Here is a 22360-nt window from a genome sequence, read left to right on the forward strand (position 1 = left end):
AATGAGCCCATGAGCACCCACCCTGTCGCCACGCAATCGCCGTCGGTAGAAAAGCCCGTCAACCTGCCGGAGCCGCAGAGCCTGACCGCGGAGCGGCTCCGGGCATGGTCCTGGCACCGGCAGGGCCTGGATGGCTCGCTGGCCGGCTGCACGGCGGAGCAGGTCCTCGCCCGGGCAGGCTGGGCCCGGTCCGTGGGCGGCGCCAACCCCTACCTCACGCTCTTCGCCCGCGCCGGCATCCGCCGCGAACAAGTGGACGCCGACGTCCTCGCCCACCGGATCCTGGAACTCCCGGTCGCCCGCGGCTGCACCTACGTCCTGGGCCGGGAAGACTTCGCCTGGGCGCTTCAGCTGGGCCGGGACGCGGCCGAGTCCGCGTTCAAGGTGGTCGGCCGGCTCGGCGTGGACCGCGGCGAAATCACGCTGCTGGAAGAGCAGGTGCTGCACACCCTCGCCGAGGCGGAGGGGCCGATGGATCCCCGGCAGCTCAAGGACGAGCTCGGCGATTCAGTGCGGAACCTGGGGGAGGAAGGCAAGAAAAAGGGCGCCACCACCACCCTGCCTACCGCCCTGGGGATCCTGCAGTCGGACGGCCGGATCCGCCGGGTCCCGGCGAACGGGCGACTGGACCAGCAGCGCTACGCCTACCAGCCCTGGGGCCTGCCGCCCAGCGATCTTGACGACGAGGATGCGCGCACCGAGCTGATCCGGCGCTACCTGGGCTGGACCGGCGGAGCCACCTTCAAACAGTCGCAATGGTTCACGGGGTTCACCGTGGCGCAAAGCAAGGCGGCGCTCGCCGCCGTCGGCGCCGTCGAGGTGCCCACCGCCCTGTCCACAGCAATGGCCGGGTCACATGTCACCGGCGGGGACCCGCTGTGGATGCTGCCCGAGGACCTCGGCGGCCTCGCCGCCTTTGAGGAGCCGGCGGGGGAACAGATCCAGCTGCTGGCTGGAACGGATTCCCTGTTCCTGCTGCGCCGCAACGCGGCGGACCTGCTGGCCGAGGAGGACCTGCACAAGCCGGCGCTGGGGTCGCTCGCGCTGCAGGCGGATCTCCCGGACCACCCGATCCTGGACCGCGGCCGGATCATCGGACTCTGGCAATACGATCCGGCCCGGGAACGGATCGTGCCCTGGCTGTTCCACGGCCCCACGCCCGCGGTGACGCAGCGGATCGCCGAGGTGGAAGCCTGGATCCGCGAGGACCTCGGTGATTTCCGGGCCTTCAGCCTGGACTCTCCGGCCTCCCGGCAGAAGCGGATCGATGGGCTCGCGGCTTCCGCTGTAGCCTCAGCGTCACCGGCCGGCGCGTCATCTGCCGGCGGCGCAGGCTAGCCGGAACGGATCAGGCGCGGTGCCCGGCGAAGAAGTCCCGCAGCAGCGCTGCGCACTCCTGCTCACGGACGCCTGCAACCACTTCCACCCAGTGGTTGAGCCGGCGCTCGCGGAGGATGTCGAACACGGAACCCGCGGCGCCGGCCTTCTCGTCCCAGGCACCGAACACCACCCGCGGAATCCTGGCGAGGACGATCGCTCCAGCGCACATCGCGCAGGGTTCCAGCGTCACCACCAGAGTGCAGTCCTCCAGCCGCCAGCCGTCGTCGCCCTTGCCTTCCAGAGCCCGGTGCGCCCGCAACCGCGCGGCGGCCTCCCGGATGGCGACCATCTCGGCGTGGGCCGTCGGGTCCCCGAGGGCCTCACGTTCGTTTCGCCCGGCGCCCAGCACGGAACCGTCCGGTCCGATCACGACGGCGCCGATCGGCACGTCCGCGGTGGCCAGGGCATTCCGGGCCTCCGCCAGGGCAAGGCTCATCCATTGGGCATGGCGGGGCTCAGGGGCAGTCATGGGTCAATGATAGTTTCGACCCTAAGCATGCTGTGCAGCTCGGCTGTGCGGCCCATGTAATTAACGTTGTCAAGTAGTCGGGAGACGGCCGTGACCACCGGAACAGAGAACTGGCTGGCGCACCGCTGGGGCAAATGGGTGGTGCCCTACGCGGCCCTGTGGATCACCATGCTGATCGGCGGCGTGGTGGTGGTGATCCTGGCCCTGGTGAGCGCAGAAGTCTACGACAACGTGGTGGACGACGCCGGCCTCGCGAACCTGGACAAACCGACGCTGGCGTTCATGGAGCAGCTGCGCAACCCCGGCCTCGACGCCTTTATCACCGGGTTCACCAACATCGGCGGCGGCATCGGGATGCCCATCCTGGCAAGCATCCTCACGGCAGTGCTCATCTACACCTCCCGGACCTGGCGGCCGCTGATCCTGATCGGCGGTGCCGCCGCCGTCTCGGTCACGGCCACGTCCCTGGGCAAGAAACTGATCGGCCGAACCCGCCCGGACCATGCCGACGCTGTGCCGCCCTACGAGAACTCGCCGTCCTTCCCGAGCGGCCACACGCTGAACACCACGGTGGTGATCGCACTCGTGGTGTACCTGGCCTGCCTGCAGATCAAGCGGACCAGCGCCAGGATCGGCCTGATCACCGCGGGTGTGGTCTTCATCGTCGCGATGGGCCTCAGCCGGGTCTACCTGGGCCATCACTGGATGACCGACGTGATCATCGGCTGGGTCATCGGGCTGGCCTGGGTGGGGATCGTGATCCTGGCCCACCGGCTCTTCCACGTGCTCCGGCACCGGGAACACGCCGGCGCCGCGCCGACCTTCGACCACCCCGCCCACCTTCATGACGGCACTACACAACCCGATACGAAGGACGCCGATACTCCGGGCACCGCGGGACGGTCCTCAGCATCCGGGTGATAGTTTTGACACATGCGCACTCTCGTTGTGGACCACCCGCTGGTCGCCCATAAGCTCACCGTTCTGCGGGACAAGAACACCCCGTCCCCGGTCTTCCGCCAGCTCACCGAGGAGCTTGTCACCCTCCTGGCGTACGAGGCCACGCGTGATGTCCGCACCGAACCGGTGACCATCGAGACGCCCGTCAGCACCACCGTCGGCACCGCCTTCACCAAGCCGACCCCGCTGGTGGTCCCGATCCTCCGGGCCGGGCTGGGCATGCTCGAGGGCATGACCAAGCTGGTCCCCACGGCCGAGGTCGGCTTCCTGGGCATGGCCCGCGACGAAGAGACCCTGGACATCATCACCTACGCCGAGCGCCTCCCCGAGGACCTCACGGACCGGCAGATCTTCGTCCTCGATCCCATGCTGGCCACCGGCGGGACCCTGCGCGAGGCCATCAAGTTCCTCTTCAAGCGCGGCGCCTCCGACGTCACCTGCATCTGCCTGCTTGCCGCCCCGGAGGGTCTGGCCAAGCTGGAGGAAGAGTTGTCAGAGGCGAACGTGACGATCGTGCTGGCCTCGATCGACGAGAAGCTCAACGAGAAGTCCTACATCGTGCCCGGCCTGGGCGACGCCGGAGACCGCCTGTACGGCATCGCCGGCTAGGAGCGGCGCCGCCGAGGCGCAACACGGAGGATCCCTTCCGCGCCGCCGCGGACCGCGCTAGCCTGTGCGGCATGGATTGGAAACTTGAACTCGTGTTTGTGCCGGTGTCCGATGTGGACCGGGCCAAGGATTTCTACGTCAACAAGGTGGGCTTCAACGCCGACTACGACGAACGGCCCATGGAGGGCCTCCGGTTCGTCCAGCTGACGCCACCGGGCTCCGGCTGCTCGATTGCGATCGGCGAGGGCCTCAACGACGCCCCGCCCGGTACCGCGCCCAGCCTGCAGCTTGTGGTCAGCGACATCCAGGCCGCGCACAAGCAACTCAAGGACAACGGCGTGGACGTCAGCGACGTCGACGTCCAGGACTGGGGGCACTTTGTCCACTTCGCCGACCCCGACGGCAACAAGTGGGCGGTGCAGTACATCCCCCACCGGCCCAACGGCTGATCCCGGTAGGCTCCGCGCGGCCGGCTGACCCGGGGTCATGCGGCAGGATGGAGGCATGAGCTCTCCATCCCGTTCCGGCACCACCACCCTGACCGCCCGCGCCGTCCTGTTCGATATGGACGGCACGCTGGTGGATTCCACCAGCATCGTGGAGCAGGTGTGGACCACGTTTGCGGCCCGCTACGGCCTGGACATCGGCGAGATCCTGCGCTCCTCCCATGGCGTCCAGGCCATGGACACCGTCCGCAGGTTTGCCCCGGCCGGCTCCGACATCCAGGCCCTCGCGGCCGAGCTCGGCCGGATGGAGCTGGCCGAGACCCGGGGCATTGTTCCGGTGCCCGGCGCGCCGGAGCTGCTGGCGAGCCTGCCGCCGGATGCCGTGGCGCTGGTGACGAGCGCGTCACGGGACCTGGCCGGGGTCCGGATGGCAGCCGCGGGGATCGGCGTCCCGGCCGTCTCGGTCACATCGGAGGACGTCATGCGGGGCAAGCCTCACCCTGAGGGATACCTCCGGGCGGCCTCCCTGCTGGGTGTCGCCCCGGCCGATGCGGTGGTGTTCGAGGACGCCCCGGCAGGCATTGCCGCGGGCATCGCCGCCGGCGTCCGGACCGTGGCCGTGGGGCCCAATGCCGGCGAACTGCCGGACGGTGTGCTGCACATTCCCGACTACTCCGGGGTGGCCGTGACCACCCACGTCACCGGCGCCGGCCTGCGCACCCTGTCCTTCACCTTCTAGCCCCCACCTTCTAGCCCCGCCGCCGCCCGGCCCGGACCCGACGGCGTCGCCCGCCTACCCGGCCAGCAGGTACACGCTGGTCCCGCCCACGGTCCGGGCGGTGAAGTTGTCCTGCACCCACGCGGCAATCTGGGCGGCATCGTTGGATCCGCTTTCGCCCTGCATCAGGCGCCCGGCGATGAAGTAGTGGATCTTGCCGTCGGCCACGTATTGCTGGAACTGCGCCAGGGTCGGTGCGGGGTCCGTGCCGTTGAACCCGCCCACGGCCATCACCGGGAGCTGCGTCGCCAGTTGGTAGCTGGCGGCGTTGTTGGATCCGACGACGGCGGCGGCCCAGGTGTAGGTCCCGGCATCTGTCTGCAGCGCGGCCACGAGCGCCGCCGACGGCGTGCTGGCCCCGAGCAGGCCGCCCATTCCGCCCGCCCCTTGTCCGCGGCCTGTCCCAGCGCCTGTGCCTGTGCCAGTGCCGTTCGCCGTCGTGGCACCGCCGAAGCCGCCTCCTGCCGCGCCGCCGAGGGCCGGCGGTATCCCGGCCCCGCCCCGTCCGGACACGGCCGGGCCTGCGCTGACAATCGAGCCGCTGTGGGCCGTGGCCTCGGTGGACAGCGAGTAGGCCAGCGGACCGGCGAGGGCCGCGGCGACGGCGAGCGCCGCCGTCGTCCGCGCCACCGTCCTGGACGCCATCATCCCCGTCCCCTTTACCCCCGGCGCCGCGGCGGCCAGGACCAGGCCGGCGGCGGCGAGCGCGCCCAGGAGCGTCACCCAGCGCAGCCACGGCATGTACGCCGCGGTGCGGACCAGCAGTTCGGCGGCCATGGCCCCGGCCGCCACGATCGCCACGGCGAGGACGGCGGCGGCCACGGGCTGGTTCCGCCGCTGCCAGAGCAGGACGCCGCCGAGCCCGGCGATCCCGGGCGCCAGCGCCACCATGTAGTACGGGTGGATGATCCCGGCCATGAAGCTGAACGTCAGCCCGGTGGCGGCAACCCAGGAACCCCAGACGATCACCGAGGCCCGTACCGGGTCGGTGCGCGGCGCGCGGCGGCCCAGCCAGAGCAGCCCCGCTCCGAGCAGCAGCACCGAGGGCAGCAGCCAGGCGATCTGGCCGCCGAACTCGGTGTTGAAGAGCCGGAACAGCCCGGGCGTGCCCCAGCCGTTGCTGCCGCCCACACTCCCGGTTTCATCCCCGTTCAGCCGGCCCAGGCCGTTGTAGCCCAGGGTCAGTTCCATGATGGAGTTGTTTTGCGAGCCGCCGATGTACGGGCGGTCCGCCGCGGGAATGAGTTCGACGGCGGCCAGCCACCAGCCGGCGGCGACGGCCATCGCCGCGCCCGCACCGAGCAGGTGAAGAATGCGCCTGCCCGCCGCTGCCGGCGCCGCGAGCAGGTAGGCCACGGCGAAGCCGGGGACAACCAGCAGGACCTGCAGCTGCTTGGTGAGGAACCCGAAGCCCAGCAGCACCCCGGCGAACAGCAGCCAGCGCACGCGCGCGTCCTGGATGGAGCGCAAGACGGCGTAGGCGGCCGCGGTCATCAATAACACCAGCAGGGCGTCGGGGTTGTTGAACCGGAACATCAGGACGGCCACCGGTGTCAGGGCCATGACCGCACCGGCGAGGAGCCCCGCGCGGTGGGCCAGGTCGGCGTCGGCCGTGGCGGGGGCCGCGGCCCGGCGGACGGCCAGATAGACCAGCCAGACCGTGCCGACCCCCATGAGCGCCTGCGGCACCAGGACGCTCCAGGAGCTCAGCCCGAAGATCCGCACCGACAGGCCCATCAACCACAGCGACGCCGGCGGCTTGTCCACGGTGATGGCGTTGGCGGCGTCGGAGGAGCCAAAGAACCAGGCCGCCCAATCCTGCGACCCGGCCTGGGCCGCCGCGGAGTAGAACGCGTTTGCCCAGCCGGAGGCGCCGAGGTTCCACAGGTACAGCACGGCCGTGGCCAGCAGCAGCCCCGCCAGTTCCAGCCGCTGCCGCAGGGCCCGGGCGCCAGAGACGGCGCGCGTGCCGCCGTCCGCCGGGGGCTCCAGGCGCCGACGGCGGTCCCGGGCTTGCGGCCGCGGCCGCCCCGGCGTGCGGGCCGGCGCCGTGTCGGGGCGGGGGCTCAGGGTGTCAGTCATGGCGGTCTACGCTCCCAGTTTGTAGATGGTGGCGTTGCCCACGGTCTGGCCCTGGTAGTTGGCCGCGACCCAGGTGGCGACCTCGGAGTTGCCTCCGCGGCCCCCGCCCATGCCGCCCATGCCGCCGGAAATGAAGTAGCCGATCTCGCCGCGGTCCACCATCGCCTGGAATTGTGCGAGCGTCGGGTAGGGGTCGCCGCCGTTCCAGCCGCCGAGCGCGATCACGCTGGTGCCGGTGGCGAGTTCCAGGCTCGCGGCCTGGGTGGCGCCGGAGACAATCGCGGACCACTTGGCGCCGGAGGACTTCAGCAGCGCGGTCAACTCCGGCGAGGACGTTTCCCCGCCGGGGCCACCGCCCATGCCGGCACTGCCCGCGCCGTCAGTGCCGGTTCCGTCACTGCCGGTCCTGCCTGCTGCCCCGAAGCCGCCGCCCATCGCGGACGCGGTGGGGCCCGACGTGGGGATCGAACCGGAATGCGGCTGGGCGACGGTCGCCAGTGTCCACGCGGTGCTTCCGAGCCCGCCGGCAAGCAGGCAGAGGATCACGACGCCGGCCGTGGCGGCCTTGCGGAACCGCGCCGGGAGAGCCGCCATGCCGTCCGCCCGCAGGAGCAGGAGCAGGGCCGCGGCGGCGAGGACGCCCAGGACCACCACGATCACCCGGAGCCCGGGAAGCCAGGACGGGTCGCGGCCCAAGAGCACGGCGGACCAGACTGAGGTGGCCAGCACCGTCACGGCCAGGACAACCCGGGCGGCCCAGTAGGTCCGGCCCCGCCACAGTTCCAGGGAACCGATGCCGGCCAGCGCCGCGATGGCGGGGGCCAGCGCCACGGCGTAGTACGGATGCACGGTGCCGCTCATGAAGCTGAAGATTCCGGCCGTGATGACCAGCCAGCCGCCCCACAGCAGGAGCGCCGCCCGGGTTTTCGAGGTCCTGGCTTCGCGCCGGGTGAACCACAGCCCGGCGGCCAGCAGGATCAGGGCCGCCGGCAGCAGCCAGGACACCTCGCCGCCGAAGCTCGTCCCGAACATCCGGGTGATCCCGGCCGCGCCGCCGAAGCCGACGTTTCCGGTGCCTCCCGGGCCGCCGGCGTTGCCTCCCAGGTTTCCTCCGGCGGGCATGCCCCCGCCTGACCCGGTGATCCGGCCCAGGCCGTTGTAGCCGAACGTGAGTTCCAGGAAGCTGTTGGTCTCCGACCCTGCCATGTACGGCCGGACCGAGGCCGGGGTCAGCTGGAACAGGACAACGTAGCTTCCGGCCACGACGGCGATCCCGGCGGCGGCGGCCAGCAGGTGCAGGAGCCGGCGGCCGAGGGTGGCGGGCGCCGCCCACAGGTAGGCCAGGGCCAGCCCGGGAACGATCAGGAAGCCCTGCAGCATCTTGCTCAGGAAGGCCAGGCCGATGACCGCGCCGGCCGCGGCGAGCCACTTCCAGCCGGCCTTCTCGATGGCGCGGGTGGTGAGGTAGGCCGCCAGTACCAGGCACAGGGTGAGCATCGCGTCCGGGTTGTTGAACCGGAACATGAGGGCGGCCACCGGGGTCAGTGCCAGGGCGCCGCCGGCGAGCAGGCCCGCGGCCGGCCCGGACACCCGCTTGATGGTCAGGTAGAGAAGCCCGACGGCGGCCACTCCCATGAGCGCCTGGGGAATGAGCATGCTCAGGGCCGAGAAACCAAAGATCCGTCCCGCGAGGGCGGGGATCCAGAGTGCGGCCGGGGGCTTGTCCACCGTGATGGCATTGCCGGCGTCGAGGGAGCCGAAGAGCAGCGCGGTCCAGTCCTTGGTCCCGGCCTGGATCGCCGCGGCATAGAACGAGTTGGCGTAGCCGGTGGCCTCCAGATTCCACAGGTACAACGCCGCGGTGACCACCAGGAGCAGCCCTGCCGAAGGCCGCACCCAGCGGGGCTGCGGTCCGAACAGCAGCCGGTCCCAGCGGCCTTGGGTGGCCGGCGCCGGGGACGCGGGCAGATGGGGGGCCGTCCCGCCGTCTCCGGGCACCGGGTGTGGCTGTTCCTCGGCGGCCGGCGGGCCGCCGGCCGGGGAACCGCCCTGGGCTCCGGCGGTGGGGCTGATGGTTGCCGTCATTTACTTGGCCTTTTCTGTGCGGGGGAGGGAAGGGTCGGGGGCGCCGGGCGCCGGAACGGCAGCGGCGGGCCTGTGGCGGAAAACCACCAGCCGGAAGAGCAGGAACTTGACGGCCGTGGCGGCCAGGTTGGCGGCGGTGACCGTGAGCAGTTCAAGCCAGCGGTCCGGTGCCGCTCCCGACGCGGCGTGAACGACGGCGAGTGCGCCCGAGGTCAGGGCCAGCCCGATGCCGAAGACCAGCAACCCCTCGAAATGGTGGCGAGCCGCCTGGCTGCTGCCCTGGATGCCGAACGTGAAGCGCCGGTTGGCCGCAGTGTTGGCCACGGCGGTGGTGAGCAACGCGAGGAAGTTTGCCAGCTGCGGGTCCATGAACCCGCGGCAGAGCAGGAAGATCGCCAGGTAGGCCAGGGTGGAGGCCACCCCGATGCTGCCGAAGCGGACGAGCTGTCCGAAGAGGCTTCCGCCGGGGCTTTGTTCCTGGGCCCGTGAGGCGGCCGGCAGCGGTCCGCGGGCGAGGGCCGCGCGCAGGTCGGGAACCGGGATCCGGCCCGAGACCAGGTCCCGACTCAACCGTGCCATGCCGCGCAAGTCCGCGAGGGCCGTCTGGACGATGTCCACGCTGGAATCCGGGTCGTCGGTCCAGTCCACTGGGACTTCGTGGACGCGCAGGCCGCACTTTTCTGCCAGGACCAGCAGCTCGGTGTCGAAGAACCAGGCGTTGTCCAGCGTGTGCGGAAGCAGTTGCCGGGCCACGTCCGCCCGGATCGCCTTGAAGCCGCACTGCGCGTCACTGAAGTGGGCGCCCATGAGGGCCTGGAGCAGGAAGTTGTAGCTGCGCGAGATGAATTCCCGTTTGGGTCCGCGGACCACGCGGGAGTTGCGGGTCAGCCGCGTCCCGATCGCCAGGTCGGAGTGCCCGGAAATGAGCGGGGCAAGGAGCGGGCCGAGGGCCGCCAGATCAGTGGAGAGATCCACATCCATGTACGCCAGGACCGGTGACGGCGAAGCCAGCCACACCTTGCGAAGCGCGTTTCCGCGGCCCTTTTCTGCCATATGGACCACCGTCACTTCGCGCAGCTCGCGGGCTACCCGTTCCGCGGCCTTGAGCGTTTCGTCGGTGCTGGCGTTGTCCGCCACGGTGATCCGGAAGGAATGCGGGAAGGCGCCGAGCAGGTACGCGTGGAGCCGGCGCAGGCAGGCCTCGAGGTCCCGTTCCTCGTTGAAGACCGGGATGGTGACGTCCAGCAGGGGCGTGCTGGCGCGCGTATCAATGGCCGTGCGCCGGCCGCCGGGGCCGGTCAGCGCCCCGGCGATCGGGCCCGGGACGGGTGCGCCGGCCAGCGCAAGCCCCGAGGGTGCCTCGGGGGCCGCCGGGCCGGCCGGCGTCGCCGTGGAGCGGGGCAGGGTTCCTGTGGCCTGGTCTGTGAATGTCATGGCTCAACTTTCCCGGCGGCCCATATGAAGGCTTTAGGGTCAAGCTGTGCGGGGGCTGTGGAAGTCTGGCCCGCCCGGGCCGGTCCCGCAGTGGAGACGCAAGGAGGCCCCGGATCCACGTGGGCTGGTTAGGGCCGGTTTAGTACCAGTTGTGTGCGTAGTGGAAGTTCAGGGCGCCGCAGGGGGAGCCGTAGCGCGACTTGACGTAGTTCAGACCCCAGTTGATCTGGGTCCGGTAGTTGGTCATGTAATCGGCGCCGGCGCTCGCCATCTTCGAGGCGGGCAGGGACTGGACCACGCCGTAGGCGCCGCTGCTGGCGTTCGTGGCGGTGGTCTTCCAGTCGGATTCCTTGGTCCACAGCTTGTGCAGGCACTGCATCTGGCCGGGTGCCCAGCCATAGCTTCCCAGCTGGGACGCGGCGTAGGCCTGCGCGCCGGCGGGGTCGTCGATTGCGACCGGTGCGGGTGCCGGTGCGGGGGCCGGAGCGGCTGCCGGTGCCGGAGCGGGAGCGGGAGCTGCCGCGGGAACCGGAGCGGGAGCGGGGGCTGCCGCGGGAACCGGAGCAGGTGCGGGGGCTGCCGCTGCTGCCGGCGCGGCAGCAGCTGGGGCAGGGATCAGCGCTTCGGCTGCCTTAACCTCCGAGATCTGGGGAGCCACGTTCTTTTCCGCTGGAGCGCCCGGCCCAGCCACCTGGACCCGCTCGAAGTTGAGCTTGGCCAGCGGGTCGGCGATCGTGGCCGCCTGGCTCGCAACATTCGCCGTGTGGGCGCCCGGCTCTGCCGCCTGGCTGGCGGCGCCGCCACCCAGCAGCAGTGCGCACGCGGCGGTGACGACGGCGGCACGGCGGCCGGTTACACCGAGCCCGGCGGCGAACCGCGACAGGGCGGATGCCTGCTTGACCGGTTCGGCGCGGTGGCGCGACTTGGCTGCGCCAACTGAGCGGGAATGCGAACCGCCGTCAGGGCGTGTTTGTACCTGGAATTCAGTCATGGTGGCCTCTCAACGCCGGCGGAGTTAGCTGTCGGGTTCGGATGAGGTCATCCGGCCGCACGGAACATCACGTGTCGGCTTCACCCCGAGGGCGCATGAAAGCAGAATGCCCGGGAACTCTGGGTCCCCCGCCTCTGCCTGGTCCAGCGGAATCCGGGAAGCGGCAGAGTTTGGCGTCCGTCCGGATATGCGGCACCGATGGCGGCGCACGCTAACGACGCTACAGGACCTGGCCGCTTAAGTCACATTTTGGTAACAGGAGTCACAGTGCCGGGGTGTCGGGTTGCGCCGGGTTCACGGGCCGGCCGGTCCGGGCCGTTTGCGCCGACGGCGGCCGTTCCGGTTAAGCCGGCGGCCGCGCGGCGGGCAGCCGCACGGCGAACTCCGTGCGGCCCGGCCGGGACGTGACCTCGACTGTTCCTCCGTGGGCCTCCACGATCGACTGGACAATGGACAGGCCCAACCCGCTGGTGCCCTCGGACGTCGGCGCGGCGGTCGCCGTGCCGTGACCTCCGCGGCTGCCGGAAACGGCGCCGGAGGACGAGCGTGCGGGAGCCCCGGACCCGACCCTCGCCGTCGCGACGGCAGAATCGGCGGGGACGGCTGCGGGGTTCGACGCCGGATTGGTGCGCGAGGCGTCGGCCCGGGCGAAACGGGCGAAGACCCGGCCGATAAATTCCGGGGCGATGCCGCTGCCGTTGTCTGTCACGGTGACCACGGCACTGCCGTCAGCCGAGCGCATAACGCCCGTGACCACCTTGGTCCCGGGTTCCGTGTGCTTGCGCGCATTGGACAGCAGGTTGGCGAGGACCTGGTGAAGCTGGGTCGCATCACCGCGCACCACCACGGGCTCGTCCGGAAGTTCCAGCTGCCAGATGCGGTCCGGGGCCATGACTTTCTCATCGCTGACCGTCTCGATGGCCAGCTGGGTGAGGTCGACGTCGGAGATTTTGAGCGGCTGCCCCTCGTCCAGGCGCGCCAGCAGCAGCAGGTCCTCCACGAGCGTGGTCATCCGCTCGGACTGGCTTTGCACACGGGCGAGGGACCTCTCGCCGTCGGGGGTGAAATGCTCGGTCATCCGCATCAGCTCCGTGTAGCCGCGGATGGCCGTCAGCGGGGTGCGGAGCTCGTGCGAGGCGTCGGCGACGAACTGCCGGACCTTCATCTCACTCTCCTGCCGCGCCTCGAGAGCGTTGGAGACGTTGTCCAGCATCTTGTTCAGCGCGTAGCCCACGCTGCCCACTTCCGTTCCGGGATGGGCAGCCGACGTCGGGACGCGGACCCCGAGCGCCACCTCGCCGGCGTCCAGCGGGAGACGGGAGACGTTGGTGGCGACCTCGGAGAGCTGTTCCAGCGGCTTCATGGTCCGCCGGATCAGGGCCGTGCCGGCGAGCCCGATCAGCACGAGCCCGCCTGCGGACACCACCACCATGGTCCAGACCAGGGAGGCCAAGGTGTTTTGTTTTTCAGCCAGCGGGAGTCCGGTCACAATCACGTCGCCGTACGGTGTACGCGCGGCCGTGAGCCGGTAGGCGCCGGCCGAAAGGCTGCGGTCCACGGACACGCCGCTCGGGGTCAGGGCCAGGAGAACCTTGTTGTCGGAGGGGGAGAGGCTCTTGACCGCGCCGTCCCCGGCCAGGAATCCGGCCCTGCTGACTTCGCCGTCGACTATCCGTGCGTTAAGCGTCCCGACGCCCTGTCCCCGGGCTTCGAGGGGGTCGGGGCGCCTGCCCGAATCGTCCGAGGAGGGCCGGCCGAACTCGCTCGAACGGTGGGAGGCCTGGTCCAGCTGGGTGTCGAGCTGCCGGGTGAGGAAGAGGTCCATGGAGGCGTAGCTGAACAAGCCCACAGCGCCGCAGATGGCCACGAGCAGCGCCATGGCGACCAGGACCAGCCGGGTGCGCAAATGCCACGTCGACGGGTTGCGCCAGTCGCGTCCGGGGACGCGGGTCATGCCGGAAAGTGAGGGCACGGATCAGTCCGCCGGTTTCAGGACGTACCCGGCTCCGCGCACCGTGTGGATCATGGGAGCGTGGTTGGCGTCGACCTTCTTGCGGAGGTAGGAAATGTACAGTTCCACGATGTTCGCCTGGCCGCCGAAGTCGTAGTCCCAGACACGGTCCAGGATCTGGGCCTTGCTGATGACCCGTTTCGGGTTTTCCATGAGGTAGCGCAGCAGCTCGAACTGCGTGGCGGTCAGGTGCATTTCCTCACCGGCCCGGGTGACTTCGCGGGTGTCGACGTTGAGCACGAGGTCTCCCACCACGAGTTCGGCGGTGTCCATCGCGGCCACTCCGGAGCGCTGGACCAGCCGGTGCAGGCGCAGCAGCACCTCTTCCATGCTGAACGGCTTGGTGACGTAGTCATCGCCGCCGGCCGCCAGTCCGGTGATGCGGTCCTGAACGGCATCCTTGGCGGTGAGGAACAGCGCCGGCACCTCAGGCGCGAACGCGCGGATCCTGTTCAGCAGTTCGACGCCGTCGAACCCGGGCAACATCACGTCCAGCACCAGCACGTCGGGGCGGAACTCCTTGGCGAGCCGGACGGCTCCGGGCCCGTCCTCGGCCACGGCCACGGACCAGCCGGCCATCCGCAGCCCCATGCTCATGAGCTCGGAGAGGCTGGGCTCGTCATCCACCACGAGGGCGCGGATGGGGGAGCCGTCCGGATGCGTGAGCTGGGGAAGGTTGTTGGTCATGGAGTGCGAAGTGGCCATGGGGACAACTCTCCGATCTGCCGGTTAGGCGGGGCTTTGGGGACCCTGTGCGGCACCTGTGAATCCCAGCCTAGCGAGCTGGATGCCGTTGCGGGATCGTACGGGCCGCAACGGCCATGTTCAATCCGCCCTTCCCGTCCGGCAACGTCACAGGCCGGGCTGTCGGCCCGCACAGCCCAAGCACAGGATCGCTCACCACGCTGGGGTGAACACCGATCCGCACCCTAAAGGAGAAATACCATGAGCGGTCAGCATCCCGGAGCCGGTTCCGGAGCAGCCCCCGAGTCAGCCCCTGTACCCGCCCCCACGCCCACCACCGGCGCGCCAGCGGCGCCCGCGCCCGTAACCACACCCCGTACTGCCTGGCAGTCCGGCGCCGGACACACCGACGGCGGAACAGTCCAAACCGGGCACGCCGATGCCGGACACGCTGACGCCGGACAGGCTGACGCCGGACGCACCGGCGGCGGGCACGCCGAGGCCGGGCGGCCGGAAGCAGGCGCTGCCGGGGGCTGGGGCGCGCTTCCGGTTTGGAAGGTTCCGGCATCGGAACCTGCCTGGGGCATGCCCCGGCAGGAACCTGTCCCCGCCGCAGCCACAGGCTGGGGCGCGCCGGGAACTTCCGCCAAGACGGCCTCGGCGGCGAAGCCCTGGACCCTCAAGCGGGGGCTCGCCGTCGCCGGCGCCGCCGCAGTCCTGGCCGTCGGCGCCGGGGCCGGCGTCTATGCCCTCACCTCAAGCGCAACGGCAGCCACCGGTGCGGCCGGCGGGGCGGCAGCCGGCGGACCCGGCGGCCAGGGTGTCGCCCCAGGCGTGCCAGGTTCAGCACAAGACGGTTCCGCGCAAGGTGGTTTCGCGGGCGGCGGCATGCCGGGGCAGGGCGGTCCCGGCCACTTCGCTGCCGGTGGCATGGGCAGCGGGCTTTCCGCGGCAGTGCACGCCGAATACGTGGTGCTGCAAGGAAGCGCATACACCACGATGGCCGAGCAGTTGGGCACAGTGAGCGAGGTCAGCTCGTCCTCCGTGACGGTCAAGAGCAGCGACGGTTTCACGCGCAGCTATGCGCTGGGCAGCGACGTGGTGGTGAGTAATCTGCAACAGCGGCGCCAGCAGGCCGGCGGCACGGGCACGCAGCTGAGCGTCGCGGACATCGTCGCGGGCGGGACGGTGCGGATCGTGGCGGCCAAGGACGGTTCCGGCTACACGGCGGCCTCCGTCATGCTGGTCGCGGCGACAGCCACCGGCCAGTCGAACTGAACCGCCGCGGCCGGCATCGCAACCGTGGCTGGCCGGCATGGAACCTGGGGTCCATTGTTACTTGCACGTTTACATTGTTACGTTGCACACTTCAATTGTGAACAAGAACTCAACAGCACCTGCAGCCGCAGCTTCCTGGATCAGCACACCCGCTGGTACCGAGATGCGCTGTTGTCGAATGCACGCCTAACTTTTACACCCCTAAAGGTTTCTAGGCATTCGCCCCCAAGCCCAGAGTCGGGCGCCCCTCCCCAATTTCATTGCGGGGAAAGAAGCATTCGAGCCGCGATGACGGCCATTCACATTGAGGTAAGCATTCCATGTCAGTTGCATCCGGATACGTCCACATCTCCGTCCGTAACGCCAGCAAGGCCGGCCAGGCCTCAGGGATCCGCCAGGGCTTTGGCGGGCGCTCCGCGTTCGCCCCCGCCGGATCCGCGGGCAGCTTCCCCGCCCCCGGATATGCAGCGCAGGGCTACAACCCTGACTCCTACGGCCAGCTCCGTGCCGTCCCCCCCGCCCCCGCCACGGCACCCACCCCGGTGATCGCCCCGGGTGCCGGCAGCCCGGTCCGTCCGGCCCCCAGCGACAACGTCGCCCGCGGCTTCGTGCTGTACATGGGCATCGACGAGGAAACCGCGGCTGCAGCCGGCACATCCATCGCCAAGCTTGCCCAGGAAATCCGGGCCTACGCACAGTCGCTCGTGGCCGGTGCCGAAAGCTATGCCGCCGTCGCCGTCGCGCCGGCCAGTGCCCCGGGTTCCGCCCTCGACGTCGTCCGCTCGACCTTCGGTGACCCCACCGCGGGGGCCCGCCAGCGCACCGAGACCGCCCGCCTGCAGCAGCCGCAGGATCCGCGGCCTTCCGGGGTGCTGATCGACCTCGCCCGCCGTGAGGTGCACCTCGACGGCGAATCCCTGAACCTCACGTTCAAGGAATTCGAACTCCTGAACTACCTCGTGGAGAACGGCACCCGCACCGTGGGCCGCGACGAGCTCCTCGAAGGCCTGTGGCGGAACGCCGAAGAGGTCCCGAACGAGCGGACCATCGACGTCCACATCCGCCGCCTGCGTTCCAAGCTCGGCCGCCTCGCCAACACCGTGCGCACCGTGCGCGGCCAGGGCTACCGGTTCTACGAGCACCCCGAGGTGGTTGTCTGGGCCGCTCCGGAATACTCGATCTAGCTTCCAGCCCACGCAAAGCGCCCGTTCCCTGCCCAGGGAGCGGGCGCTTTCGCGTTTCCGGAAGCTTCAGTGGCTTTCCGCCGGCAGCCACATTCCCCGACGGGCGCATTGGGTGGGCTGGCTGACGGGCCTCTGCCGCCGCTGCTGGTGGGTCGCGGTTAGACTCTGTTGCCTTTTGGGGGTCCGGCGTAGTCTCGGACCGTTGAGCCGACTATTGGGAGGAAGACATGTCTGTTGCACGGATTACTACCCTGAGCGCGAACTCCAAGACCTCGTTCGATGCCGCCATCAAGGAGGGCATCGACCGGGCCAATAAGACCCTTCGCAATGTCACGGGGGCATGGGTGAAGGAACAGAAGGTCGAAATCAGCGACGGTGCCGTCGTTGCCTGGCACGTCGTGCTGGAAGTGACCTTTGTCCTTGAAGACTGAACGGACGCTGGTGGGATGCGCGCCCGTGGGCCAGCCGCCGCACTAGGATTGGGGCATGAGCGCGCATCACATCAAACGGCTGGTGATCATGCGGCACGCCAAGTCCGATTGGCCCGGCGGGGTTGCCGACCACGAAAGGCCGCTCGAAGAACGCGGCCACAAGGACGCCCCAGTCGCCGGAAAGTGGCTGCTCAAGCACGGCGTGGTCCCTGATTTCATCCTCTGCTCCAGCGCTTTGCGGACCCGCCAGACCTGCACGTGGGTGTGCCACGCCCTCGGAGACAAGGCGCCGACGCCCAAGCTCGAGGATGGGCTGTACGCCGCCTCCGCCTTGCGCATGCTGGCCGTCATCAACCACGTCCCTGACACCGTCACCACCCTCATGGTGATTTCCCACATGCCCGGGGTGCAGGACCTTGCGATGCATCTGGCGTCGCGCGACTCCGACCACGATGCCTACATGGACGCCGCCACGCGCTATCCGACCAGCGGGCTGACCGTCCTGGAAACGGAAAAGTCCTGGGCCGAACTGGACGGGCAGGACGCCAAGCTGACCCACTTCAAGGTCCCCCGCGCCAAATAGCCGCAGGTCCGCCCGGCGAGGGCTGCGGAATCCATAGCAACCTGCGCCGATCTGCGGTTTACTGATGCTGTTTAGTCATGTGGTTTTTTCCAGTGGTTTTGGGGCATCTGTTGCAACCCGGAGAAAAGGTGATCAACGTGGATTCAGGGCAGCTCATAGGAATTATTGTCGGCATCGTCGTGGTGCTCGCGATCGTAGCGGTGGCGGTCATGGTCAGCCGCAAACGCAAGGTGGCGGCGGACCGGAACCGTGCGGCCGAGATGCGTGAACAGGCCAAGGCCGACGAATTCGCTGCGCGGGAACGCGACGCCAAGGCGGCCCGTGCCGAGGCCGACGCGCAGGAGGCTGACCTCGAGGCCGAGCGGTTGCGGCAGGAAGCCCGCAAGCGCCAGGAAGAGGCCGAAAGCGTCCGCTCCGGCGCGCAGGAGCAACTGCGCAAAGCCGACGAAGTGGACCCTGACGTAGTCACATCTGAACGCGGCGGCGAAAGCGGGCAGATGCCGTCCCGCGGGGATTTGCGCGCCGAGAGGGCCGCCGCCGAGCCCGCAACGGGCAGCCACGTCCCCGGCCAGCAAACGTCCGGCCAGCAAGTGTCTTCCGGCGAACAAGCGTCCGGCGAGCCAGCGTCCGGCCAGCAAGTGTCAGCCGACCAGCGCAGCGGCGAGGACGTAACCCGGACCGACACGGCCCCGGGCCCGGATGCCACCCCGCGGGAAGACAAGCCTCGAAACCTCTGAGCTGAACTCCTGAACTGGCCCAGGCGGAAAATCCTGTGCTGAACGTTTCGCCGGGTGGTGATGCGCGGGACTCAGCGGCGGGCCGAGGCCCGGGCGGGTGATTTGGGGGCAGGCGACTTGGCCGGTGTCTTCGCTGCCGGCTTGAGCGGTGTCTTCGCCGGTGACTTGGCCGCGGGCCGGGCAGTGGACCGCGGAGAAGCCGCGCGCGGAGCCGCCGGACGCGCGGCGGTTCCTCTCGGCGTCGGCCGCGGTGTGGAAGGCCTCGGATTCGCAGACCTGGCCCCCGCTCCCCGCGCGGCGGGCGACGGGCGGCGTCGCGGAGCACGGCCCGGGGAACGCCGGCCGTGGCTCCTGCCGGGCAGGACGGTGCCGGCAAACAGCAACAGTAAGGTGACGGCTCCGGCGGCCACGGCCAGATAGAAGTACAAATCCGGATGCTCAGAATCGACGCGCGTGGACAGGGCGTCGGGATCGGGGTTGAAGGCCAGCCCCCACTGACGTAGGAAAGCGACCCCGAACGCGATGAAGAGGATGCTGCCGACCCCGCTCGCGGCCAAAGTCTTGTGCCGGCGCCGGACCACCACCTCCGCCACGCAGGCCACATATGCCGTCGCGGCAGCCCCGACGAACCACACCAGCACCCACTCTTGCAGGGTGATTCCGGTCAGGACCAGAAGTGCCAGGGCAGTGAGAAACGCTCCGATGGCGACTTTCCCGTTGGTACCCATGTGACGCATGTGAACAATCATGCCTGAGCTGGCGGCTGCTTCACGACGTAGCCGCGCATGGAGGCCATGATTGCGGCCACACTCTGCTCCCTGGTGCGCTCCGGGTTGTACGTCTGGCGGTCCAGTCCGACCACGAAGCAGGCCCCAAAGATTGCCGTTTCCAGGCTGCCCCGGGAAACGGCGGAATCCACGGGGTAGACGGCGGCGACGCCGTCGATGGCAGAGCCGATCACCGCGAGCAGGCGCCCGCGGAGCTCGGCGAAGGTGTCCTGCCATTCGCTGGGGGTGCGCCAGCTCTCGCTGACCCAAAGCCGGGCGAAGGACGGGTATTCGGCCATGAAGTCCATGGCCTGGCCGATCATTTCCTCCATGGCGGCGAGGGGGTCGGCGGAGCCGTCGCGGACACTCAGCAGCCGCGCCAGCAGGATGTCCACGCCGTGGCGCAGCAGCTGGGCGATCAGGTCCGACTTGCTGCCAAAGTTGTAATACACCGTGCCTTTGGACACCCCGGCGGCCGTGGCGATCTCGTCCACCGTCACGCCCGCCGCGCCGCGCTCCCCGATCAGTTCCATGGACGCCTCGAACAGTTTCTGTTTAGTGGCGTTCGTGCGGGCCGGACGGAGCTTTTTCCCGGCGTCCACTGTGCTCATACGGCGATCTCCGGTTTTAGGGACTTCAGGGTCCAGAACTTGTGCTTGTGAACGGCCAGCGTGGAAAGCGCCGCCCCGAGCACAGTGTACCCAAGGAGGCCAACCACCGTGGGCACGATCAAGGAAAGGTCCGCGCCGTAGATCAGGTGCCGCATGCCGGCCACCACATAACCCATAGGCAGTGCCTCGTGGACAAAGTGCAGCGGCTGCGGGGTGGTTTGCCACGGGAAGGTTCCGCCGGAGGAAACCAGCTGCAGGACCAGCAGGATAAGCACCACGAATTTCCCGGGAGTTCCCAGCAGGGCCACGACGCCCTGGATGATGGCACTGAAGGCCATGGCGGCCGCCAACATGAACAACCACATCAGCACCGGGTGGGCGGGCTTGAGGCCCAGGCCCAGGTCCACCACGAGGGTGAGCAGCGTGGCCTGGATGACTGAAACGGCAAAGAACGGCAGCCAGCCGCCGACGGCGATCTTCCATGACGGGGCGTTGGACGCCAGTGCGCGTTGGGTGATGGGCCGCATGGCCTGGACCAGCATGAATACGCCAATCCACAGGGCCAGGGTTAGGAAGAATGGCGCCAGGCCGGCACCGTACGACGCTGCCTTGGCCTGAGAGACGTCGCTGACGGCGACAGGGTCCGCGATCACCTTGGACAGGCTGTTCTTCTGGGCGTCATCGGGATTGGGGATCTTCCCGGCTCCCTTGTCCAGCTCCGAGGCCAGGGTGGCGGCGCCGTCGGAGGCCGTGCGGGCGCCGTCTTCCAGCTGGGCCGCCCCGTCGTCGAGCTGCCGGGCGCCATCTGCGAGCCTGGCAGTGCCGTCAACGGCGCTCTGCTCGCCCGCGGCCAGCGCGGCCGAGCCAGCTGAGAGCTGGTTGGCGCCGGCTGAAGCCTTTGAGATGGCATCAGTCAGAGCCGGCGTTGCTCCCGCAAGTTTGGCCGCCCCGGAACTTACGGCGGCGGACCCGTCGGCAAGCTGCTGGATCTGGGCTGCATCCGTTTGGATTCTGGACTTCGCATCGGCCACTGGGCTTGAGGCTGCGGCGGTATCGAAATCGGCCAGGATTTTGCCGGCCTGGTCGGGGGTGATGATCCCGGCGGCAATCAGACGGCTGTTGGATTGGACCACACGGTCCCGGAGGCCCTTGTCAGCAGCGCTGAGTTGCCCGACGACGTCCTGGACTTTCGTGTTCAGTGCCGCGTTTCCCGCCGCGACCTGCGCGGCGCCGTCCGCAAGTTTCTGCGAGTCGGCAGGGAGTGTGGCCGTCCTGTCCTTCAGCTGCGTCAGGCCGGCGCTGAGCTGGCCGGCGCCGGAATTGAGCTGGTTGGCGCCATCGCGCAGCTTCATTTGACCGGCGGCGAGTTCGGCGACTCCGCCGTTCAGCTGGCTCGTTCCGGCATGCAAACTGACTGCCCCGTCCCGGAGCCTGGCAATGCCGTCGGAGAGTTTTCCGGCCCCATCGGCGGCCTGGACTATCTGAGTATGGATTGTGCCGAAGCCCGTCAGGAGCTGGTTCGCAGTCTCCTCGCCCACCTCCTTGGCAACCGTCGAATGCACGGCAGCGGTCAGCTTGTCCACGATGTTGCTGAGGACGTAGTTGTTGGCATCGTTGGTGGTGACATTCAGCATGGCTTGGTTCGCGGCGTCAAAGCTGCCCGGGGAGACCAGGTTGGCCGAGAAGTCCTTGGGAATTTTGAGCGCGAACGCGTACTTGCCGCTGCTTACGCCCTGGTCCGCTTCCGCGGCGGTGGTGACTTTCTGCCAGTTGAAGACGTGGCCGTCCACGAGGCTGTCGGCGACCTTTTTCCCGGCCTCGAGCCGGGTCCCGTTGCTGGCGGACGCGCCGGTGTCCTCGACTACCAAGGCGGCGTCGATCTGGTCCAGGTTCCCGTACGGATCCCAGTTGGCGTAGAGGTACACCGCGCCGTACAGCAAAGGCACCATGGTCAGCGCCAGGATGGTCAGTTTGGGCAGGAGCCCGCCAGTCATGCGCTTGAGCTCGGAGCGGGCCAGCCGCAGAACAGTCACTTTAAGGCCTCGGTTTCGAGAAGGATGGGTTCAGGGTTCCGGTGTTTCGCGGGATGGCCTTCTGTCTCCTGCGCATCAGGCTGGGCGGAGTCCGCGGATGCGTCAACGATGGAACCCGTTGCGGCGGCAGCTTTAACGGCGTTCCCGATTGCGGCGGACGGCCCGGTCCAGCCGTCCGGCAGTGCCGCGACGGTGACGACGACGGCGAGCGGCCGGCCGCCGTCGTGCGCCAGGTCTTCCAGCCTGGGAAGCCAGTCCGCGGGATCTGCGCTGTGCCTGTCCGGAGAATCGACCACCAGCAGATCTGTACTGGGGTTGGCCAGGGCAAGGGCGGTGAGCAGTTCGACGCGTCGCCGGGCCGGAATCTGTTCGGTCCAGAGGCCGGCAATGTCCTCGAAGCGGTTGACCTTGAGCCAGGGTTTGCTCAGCAGAGCACCCCGATAGCGCCGGGGGATGAGCGCGAGGTCCTCGGTGACGAGGTCGCCCACGCTGAGATGCTGTTCGGGCTCGTTGACACCGGGGGAGTCCACCAGTGCACTGGCCAACCGGAGGCGCTTAATCCTGGAATTTCCGTCCCAGCTGAGCACCCCCCCGGAGGGCTTCATCCGGCCGCTGAGTGTGAGGGCCAGGGCTGTTCGCTGGTCCTGGCCGTCGCCTTCAACCAAGAGCAGCTCCCCGGCACGTACCTCAAGGGACGTGGGTGGGAGCAGGTCATTCCGGCGCCCGTTCACACGGAGCTGTTGCACGGAGAGCATGTAAGCCTTTCGCAGGGTCTAGTCTGCTTCAAGGCTAACCGAACTGACCGGT

The 22360-nt window shown here is 69.1% G+C and carries 21 protein-coding genes and 1 riboswitch; of the genes, 10 read left to right on the plus strand and 11 right to left on the minus strand.

Going from position 1 to position 22360, the window contains the following annotated elements; all coding sequences use genetic code 11:
- Nucleotides 1-9 precede the first annotated feature (9 nt).
- Nucleotides 10-1338: a DNA glycosylase AlkZ-like family protein gene (locus AC1D0A_RS14170; protein ID WP_476944338.1), complete on the plus strand. Its 1329-nt coding sequence runs from the start codon at nucleotides 10-12 to the stop codon at nucleotides 1336-1338.
- A gap of 10 nt (nucleotides 1339-1348) precedes the next feature.
- On the opposite strand, the gene AC1D0A_RS14175 is transcribed toward AC1D0A_RS14170, so the two are convergent.
- On the minus strand, nucleotides 1349-1849 hold the full coding sequence (locus AC1D0A_RS14175) for a nucleoside deaminase (protein ID WP_028277768.1): 501 nt from the start codon (nucleotides 1847-1849) through the stop codon (nucleotides 1349-1351).
- A 90-nt stretch (nucleotides 1850-1939) separates the two neighbouring features.
- Here AC1D0A_RS14175 and AC1D0A_RS14180 point away from each other — a divergent pair, with 90 nt between their 5' ends.
- From AC1D0A_RS14180 to AC1D0A_RS14195, 4 genes are all read left to right on the plus strand, one after another.
- Complete coding sequence (locus AC1D0A_RS14180) at nucleotides 1940-2770, plus strand: phosphatase PAP2 family protein (RefSeq protein WP_243182176.1); 831 nt, start codon at nucleotides 1940-1942, stop codon at nucleotides 2768-2770.
- A 12-nt stretch (nucleotides 2771-2782) separates the two neighbouring features.
- Nucleotides 2783-3418, plus strand: a complete 636-nt coding sequence (gene upp / locus AC1D0A_RS14185; RefSeq protein ID WP_018774274.1) for a uracil phosphoribosyltransferase — start codon at nucleotides 2783-2785, stop codon at nucleotides 3416-3418.
- A gap of 71 nt (nucleotides 3419-3489) precedes the next feature.
- Nucleotides 3490-3867 carry a glyoxalase superfamily protein gene (locus AC1D0A_RS14190; RefSeq protein WP_026266579.1) on the plus strand — a complete coding sequence of 126 codons (378 nt, stop codon included), beginning with the start codon at nucleotides 3490-3492 and terminating at the stop codon, nucleotides 3865-3867.
- Between the two features lie 55 nt (nucleotides 3868-3922).
- The gene (locus AC1D0A_RS14195; protein ID WP_476870975.1) at nucleotides 3923-4603 is read left to right on the plus strand and encodes an HAD-IA family hydrolase; all 681 of its coding nucleotides are present in this window, start codon (nucleotides 3923-3925) and stop codon (nucleotides 4601-4603) included.
- Between the two features lie 54 nt (nucleotides 4604-4657).
- On the opposite strand, the gene AC1D0A_RS14200 is transcribed toward AC1D0A_RS14195, so the two are convergent.
- The 6 genes from AC1D0A_RS14200 to AC1D0A_RS14225 form a co-directional block, all read right to left on the minus strand.
- Entirely contained in the window at nucleotides 4658-6724 is a 2067-nt protein-coding gene (locus AC1D0A_RS14200) for an ArnT family glycosyltransferase (RefSeq protein ID WP_476946078.1), read from the minus strand.
- A gap of 6 nt (nucleotides 6725-6730) precedes the next feature.
- Nucleotides 6731-8809, minus strand: coding sequence for a glycosyltransferase family 39 protein (locus tag AC1D0A_RS14205; protein ID WP_476946079.1), 2079 nt, complete (start codon nucleotides 8807-8809; stop codon nucleotides 6731-6733).
- The gene (locus AC1D0A_RS14210) at nucleotides 8810-10243 is read right to left on the minus strand and encodes a bifunctional glycosyltransferase family 2/GtrA family protein (RefSeq protein WP_476946080.1); all 1434 of its coding nucleotides are present in this window, start codon (nucleotides 10241-10243) and stop codon (nucleotides 8810-8812) included.
- 139 nt (nucleotides 10244-10382) lie between these two features.
- On the minus strand, nucleotides 10383-11234 hold the full coding sequence (locus AC1D0A_RS14215; protein ID WP_476943596.1) for an aggregation-promoting factor C-terminal-like domain-containing protein: 852 nt from the start codon (nucleotides 11232-11234) through the stop codon (nucleotides 10383-10385).
- Nucleotides 11234-11393, minus strand: a riboswitch (cyclic di-AMP (ydaO/yuaA leader). (Overlaps the previous gene by 1 nt.)
- A 184-nt stretch (nucleotides 11394-11577) precedes the next feature.
- Nucleotides 11578-13188 (minus strand): sensor histidine kinase, encoded by a 1611-nt coding sequence (locus tag AC1D0A_RS14220; protein WP_476946081.1) that lies wholly within the window; start codon nucleotides 13186-13188, stop codon nucleotides 11578-11580.
- 21 nt (nucleotides 13189-13209) lie between these two features.
- The gene (locus AC1D0A_RS14225) at nucleotides 13210-13950 is read right to left on the minus strand and encodes a response regulator transcription factor (RefSeq protein ID WP_079551963.1); all 741 of its coding nucleotides are present in this window, start codon (nucleotides 13948-13950) and stop codon (nucleotides 13210-13212) included.
- 240 nt (nucleotides 13951-14190) lie between these two features.
- Here AC1D0A_RS14225 and AC1D0A_RS14230 point away from each other — a divergent pair, with 240 nt between their 5' ends.
- From AC1D0A_RS14230 to AC1D0A_RS14250, 5 genes are all read left to right on the plus strand, one after another.
- Nucleotides 14191-15207, plus strand: coding sequence for a hypothetical protein (locus AC1D0A_RS14230; protein ID WP_476946082.1), 1017 nt, complete (start codon nucleotides 14191-14193; stop codon nucleotides 15205-15207).
- Between the two features lie 320 nt (nucleotides 15208-15527).
- Entirely contained in the window at nucleotides 15528-16391 is an 864-nt protein-coding gene (locus AC1D0A_RS14235; protein ID WP_243181814.1) for a winged helix-turn-helix domain-containing protein, read from the plus strand.
- A 227-nt stretch (nucleotides 16392-16618) separates the two neighbouring features.
- The gene (locus AC1D0A_RS14240; RefSeq protein WP_018774263.1) at nucleotides 16619-16822 is read left to right on the plus strand and encodes a dodecin family protein; all 204 of its coding nucleotides are present in this window, start codon (nucleotides 16619-16621) and stop codon (nucleotides 16820-16822) included.
- Nucleotides 16823-16877: 55 nt separating this feature from the next.
- Nucleotides 16878-17405 (plus strand): SixA phosphatase family protein, encoded by a 528-nt coding sequence (locus AC1D0A_RS14245; protein WP_243181815.1) that lies wholly within the window; start codon nucleotides 16878-16880, stop codon nucleotides 17403-17405.
- Nucleotides 17406-17542: 137 nt separating this feature from the next.
- Entirely contained in the window at nucleotides 17543-18142 is a 600-nt protein-coding gene (locus AC1D0A_RS14250; protein ID WP_476943593.1) for a hypothetical protein, read from the plus strand.
- A gap of 71 nt (nucleotides 18143-18213) precedes the next feature.
- Here the strand turns inward: AC1D0A_RS14250 and AC1D0A_RS14255 are convergent, their stop codons facing one another.
- From AC1D0A_RS14255 to AC1D0A_RS14270, 4 genes are read right to left on the minus strand one after another with little or no spacing between them, the layout of a single operon-like run.
- Nucleotides 18214-18870, minus strand: coding sequence for a hypothetical protein (locus AC1D0A_RS14255; RefSeq protein ID WP_476943592.1), 657 nt, complete (start codon nucleotides 18868-18870; stop codon nucleotides 18214-18216).
- A gap of 17 nt (nucleotides 18871-18887) precedes the next feature.
- Nucleotides 18888-19520, minus strand: a complete 633-nt coding sequence (locus AC1D0A_RS14260; protein ID WP_243181818.1) for a TetR/AcrR family transcriptional regulator — start codon at nucleotides 19518-19520, stop codon at nucleotides 18888-18890.
- Entirely contained in the window at nucleotides 19517-21553 is a 2037-nt protein-coding gene (locus AC1D0A_RS14265; RefSeq protein ID WP_476943591.1) for a YhgE/Pip family protein, read from the minus strand. The genes AC1D0A_RS14260 and AC1D0A_RS14265 overlap by 4 nt, the downstream gene beginning before the upstream one ends.
- Entirely contained in the window at nucleotides 21550-22308 is a 759-nt protein-coding gene (locus AC1D0A_RS14270; protein ID WP_476946083.1) for an ABC transporter ATP-binding protein, read from the minus strand. Before AC1D0A_RS14270 ends, AC1D0A_RS14265 begins: the two co-directional genes overlap by 4 nt.
- Nucleotides 22309-22360 lie beyond the last annotated feature (52 nt).

Source organism: Arthrobacter sp. P1_D4, from assembly GCF_056406115.1.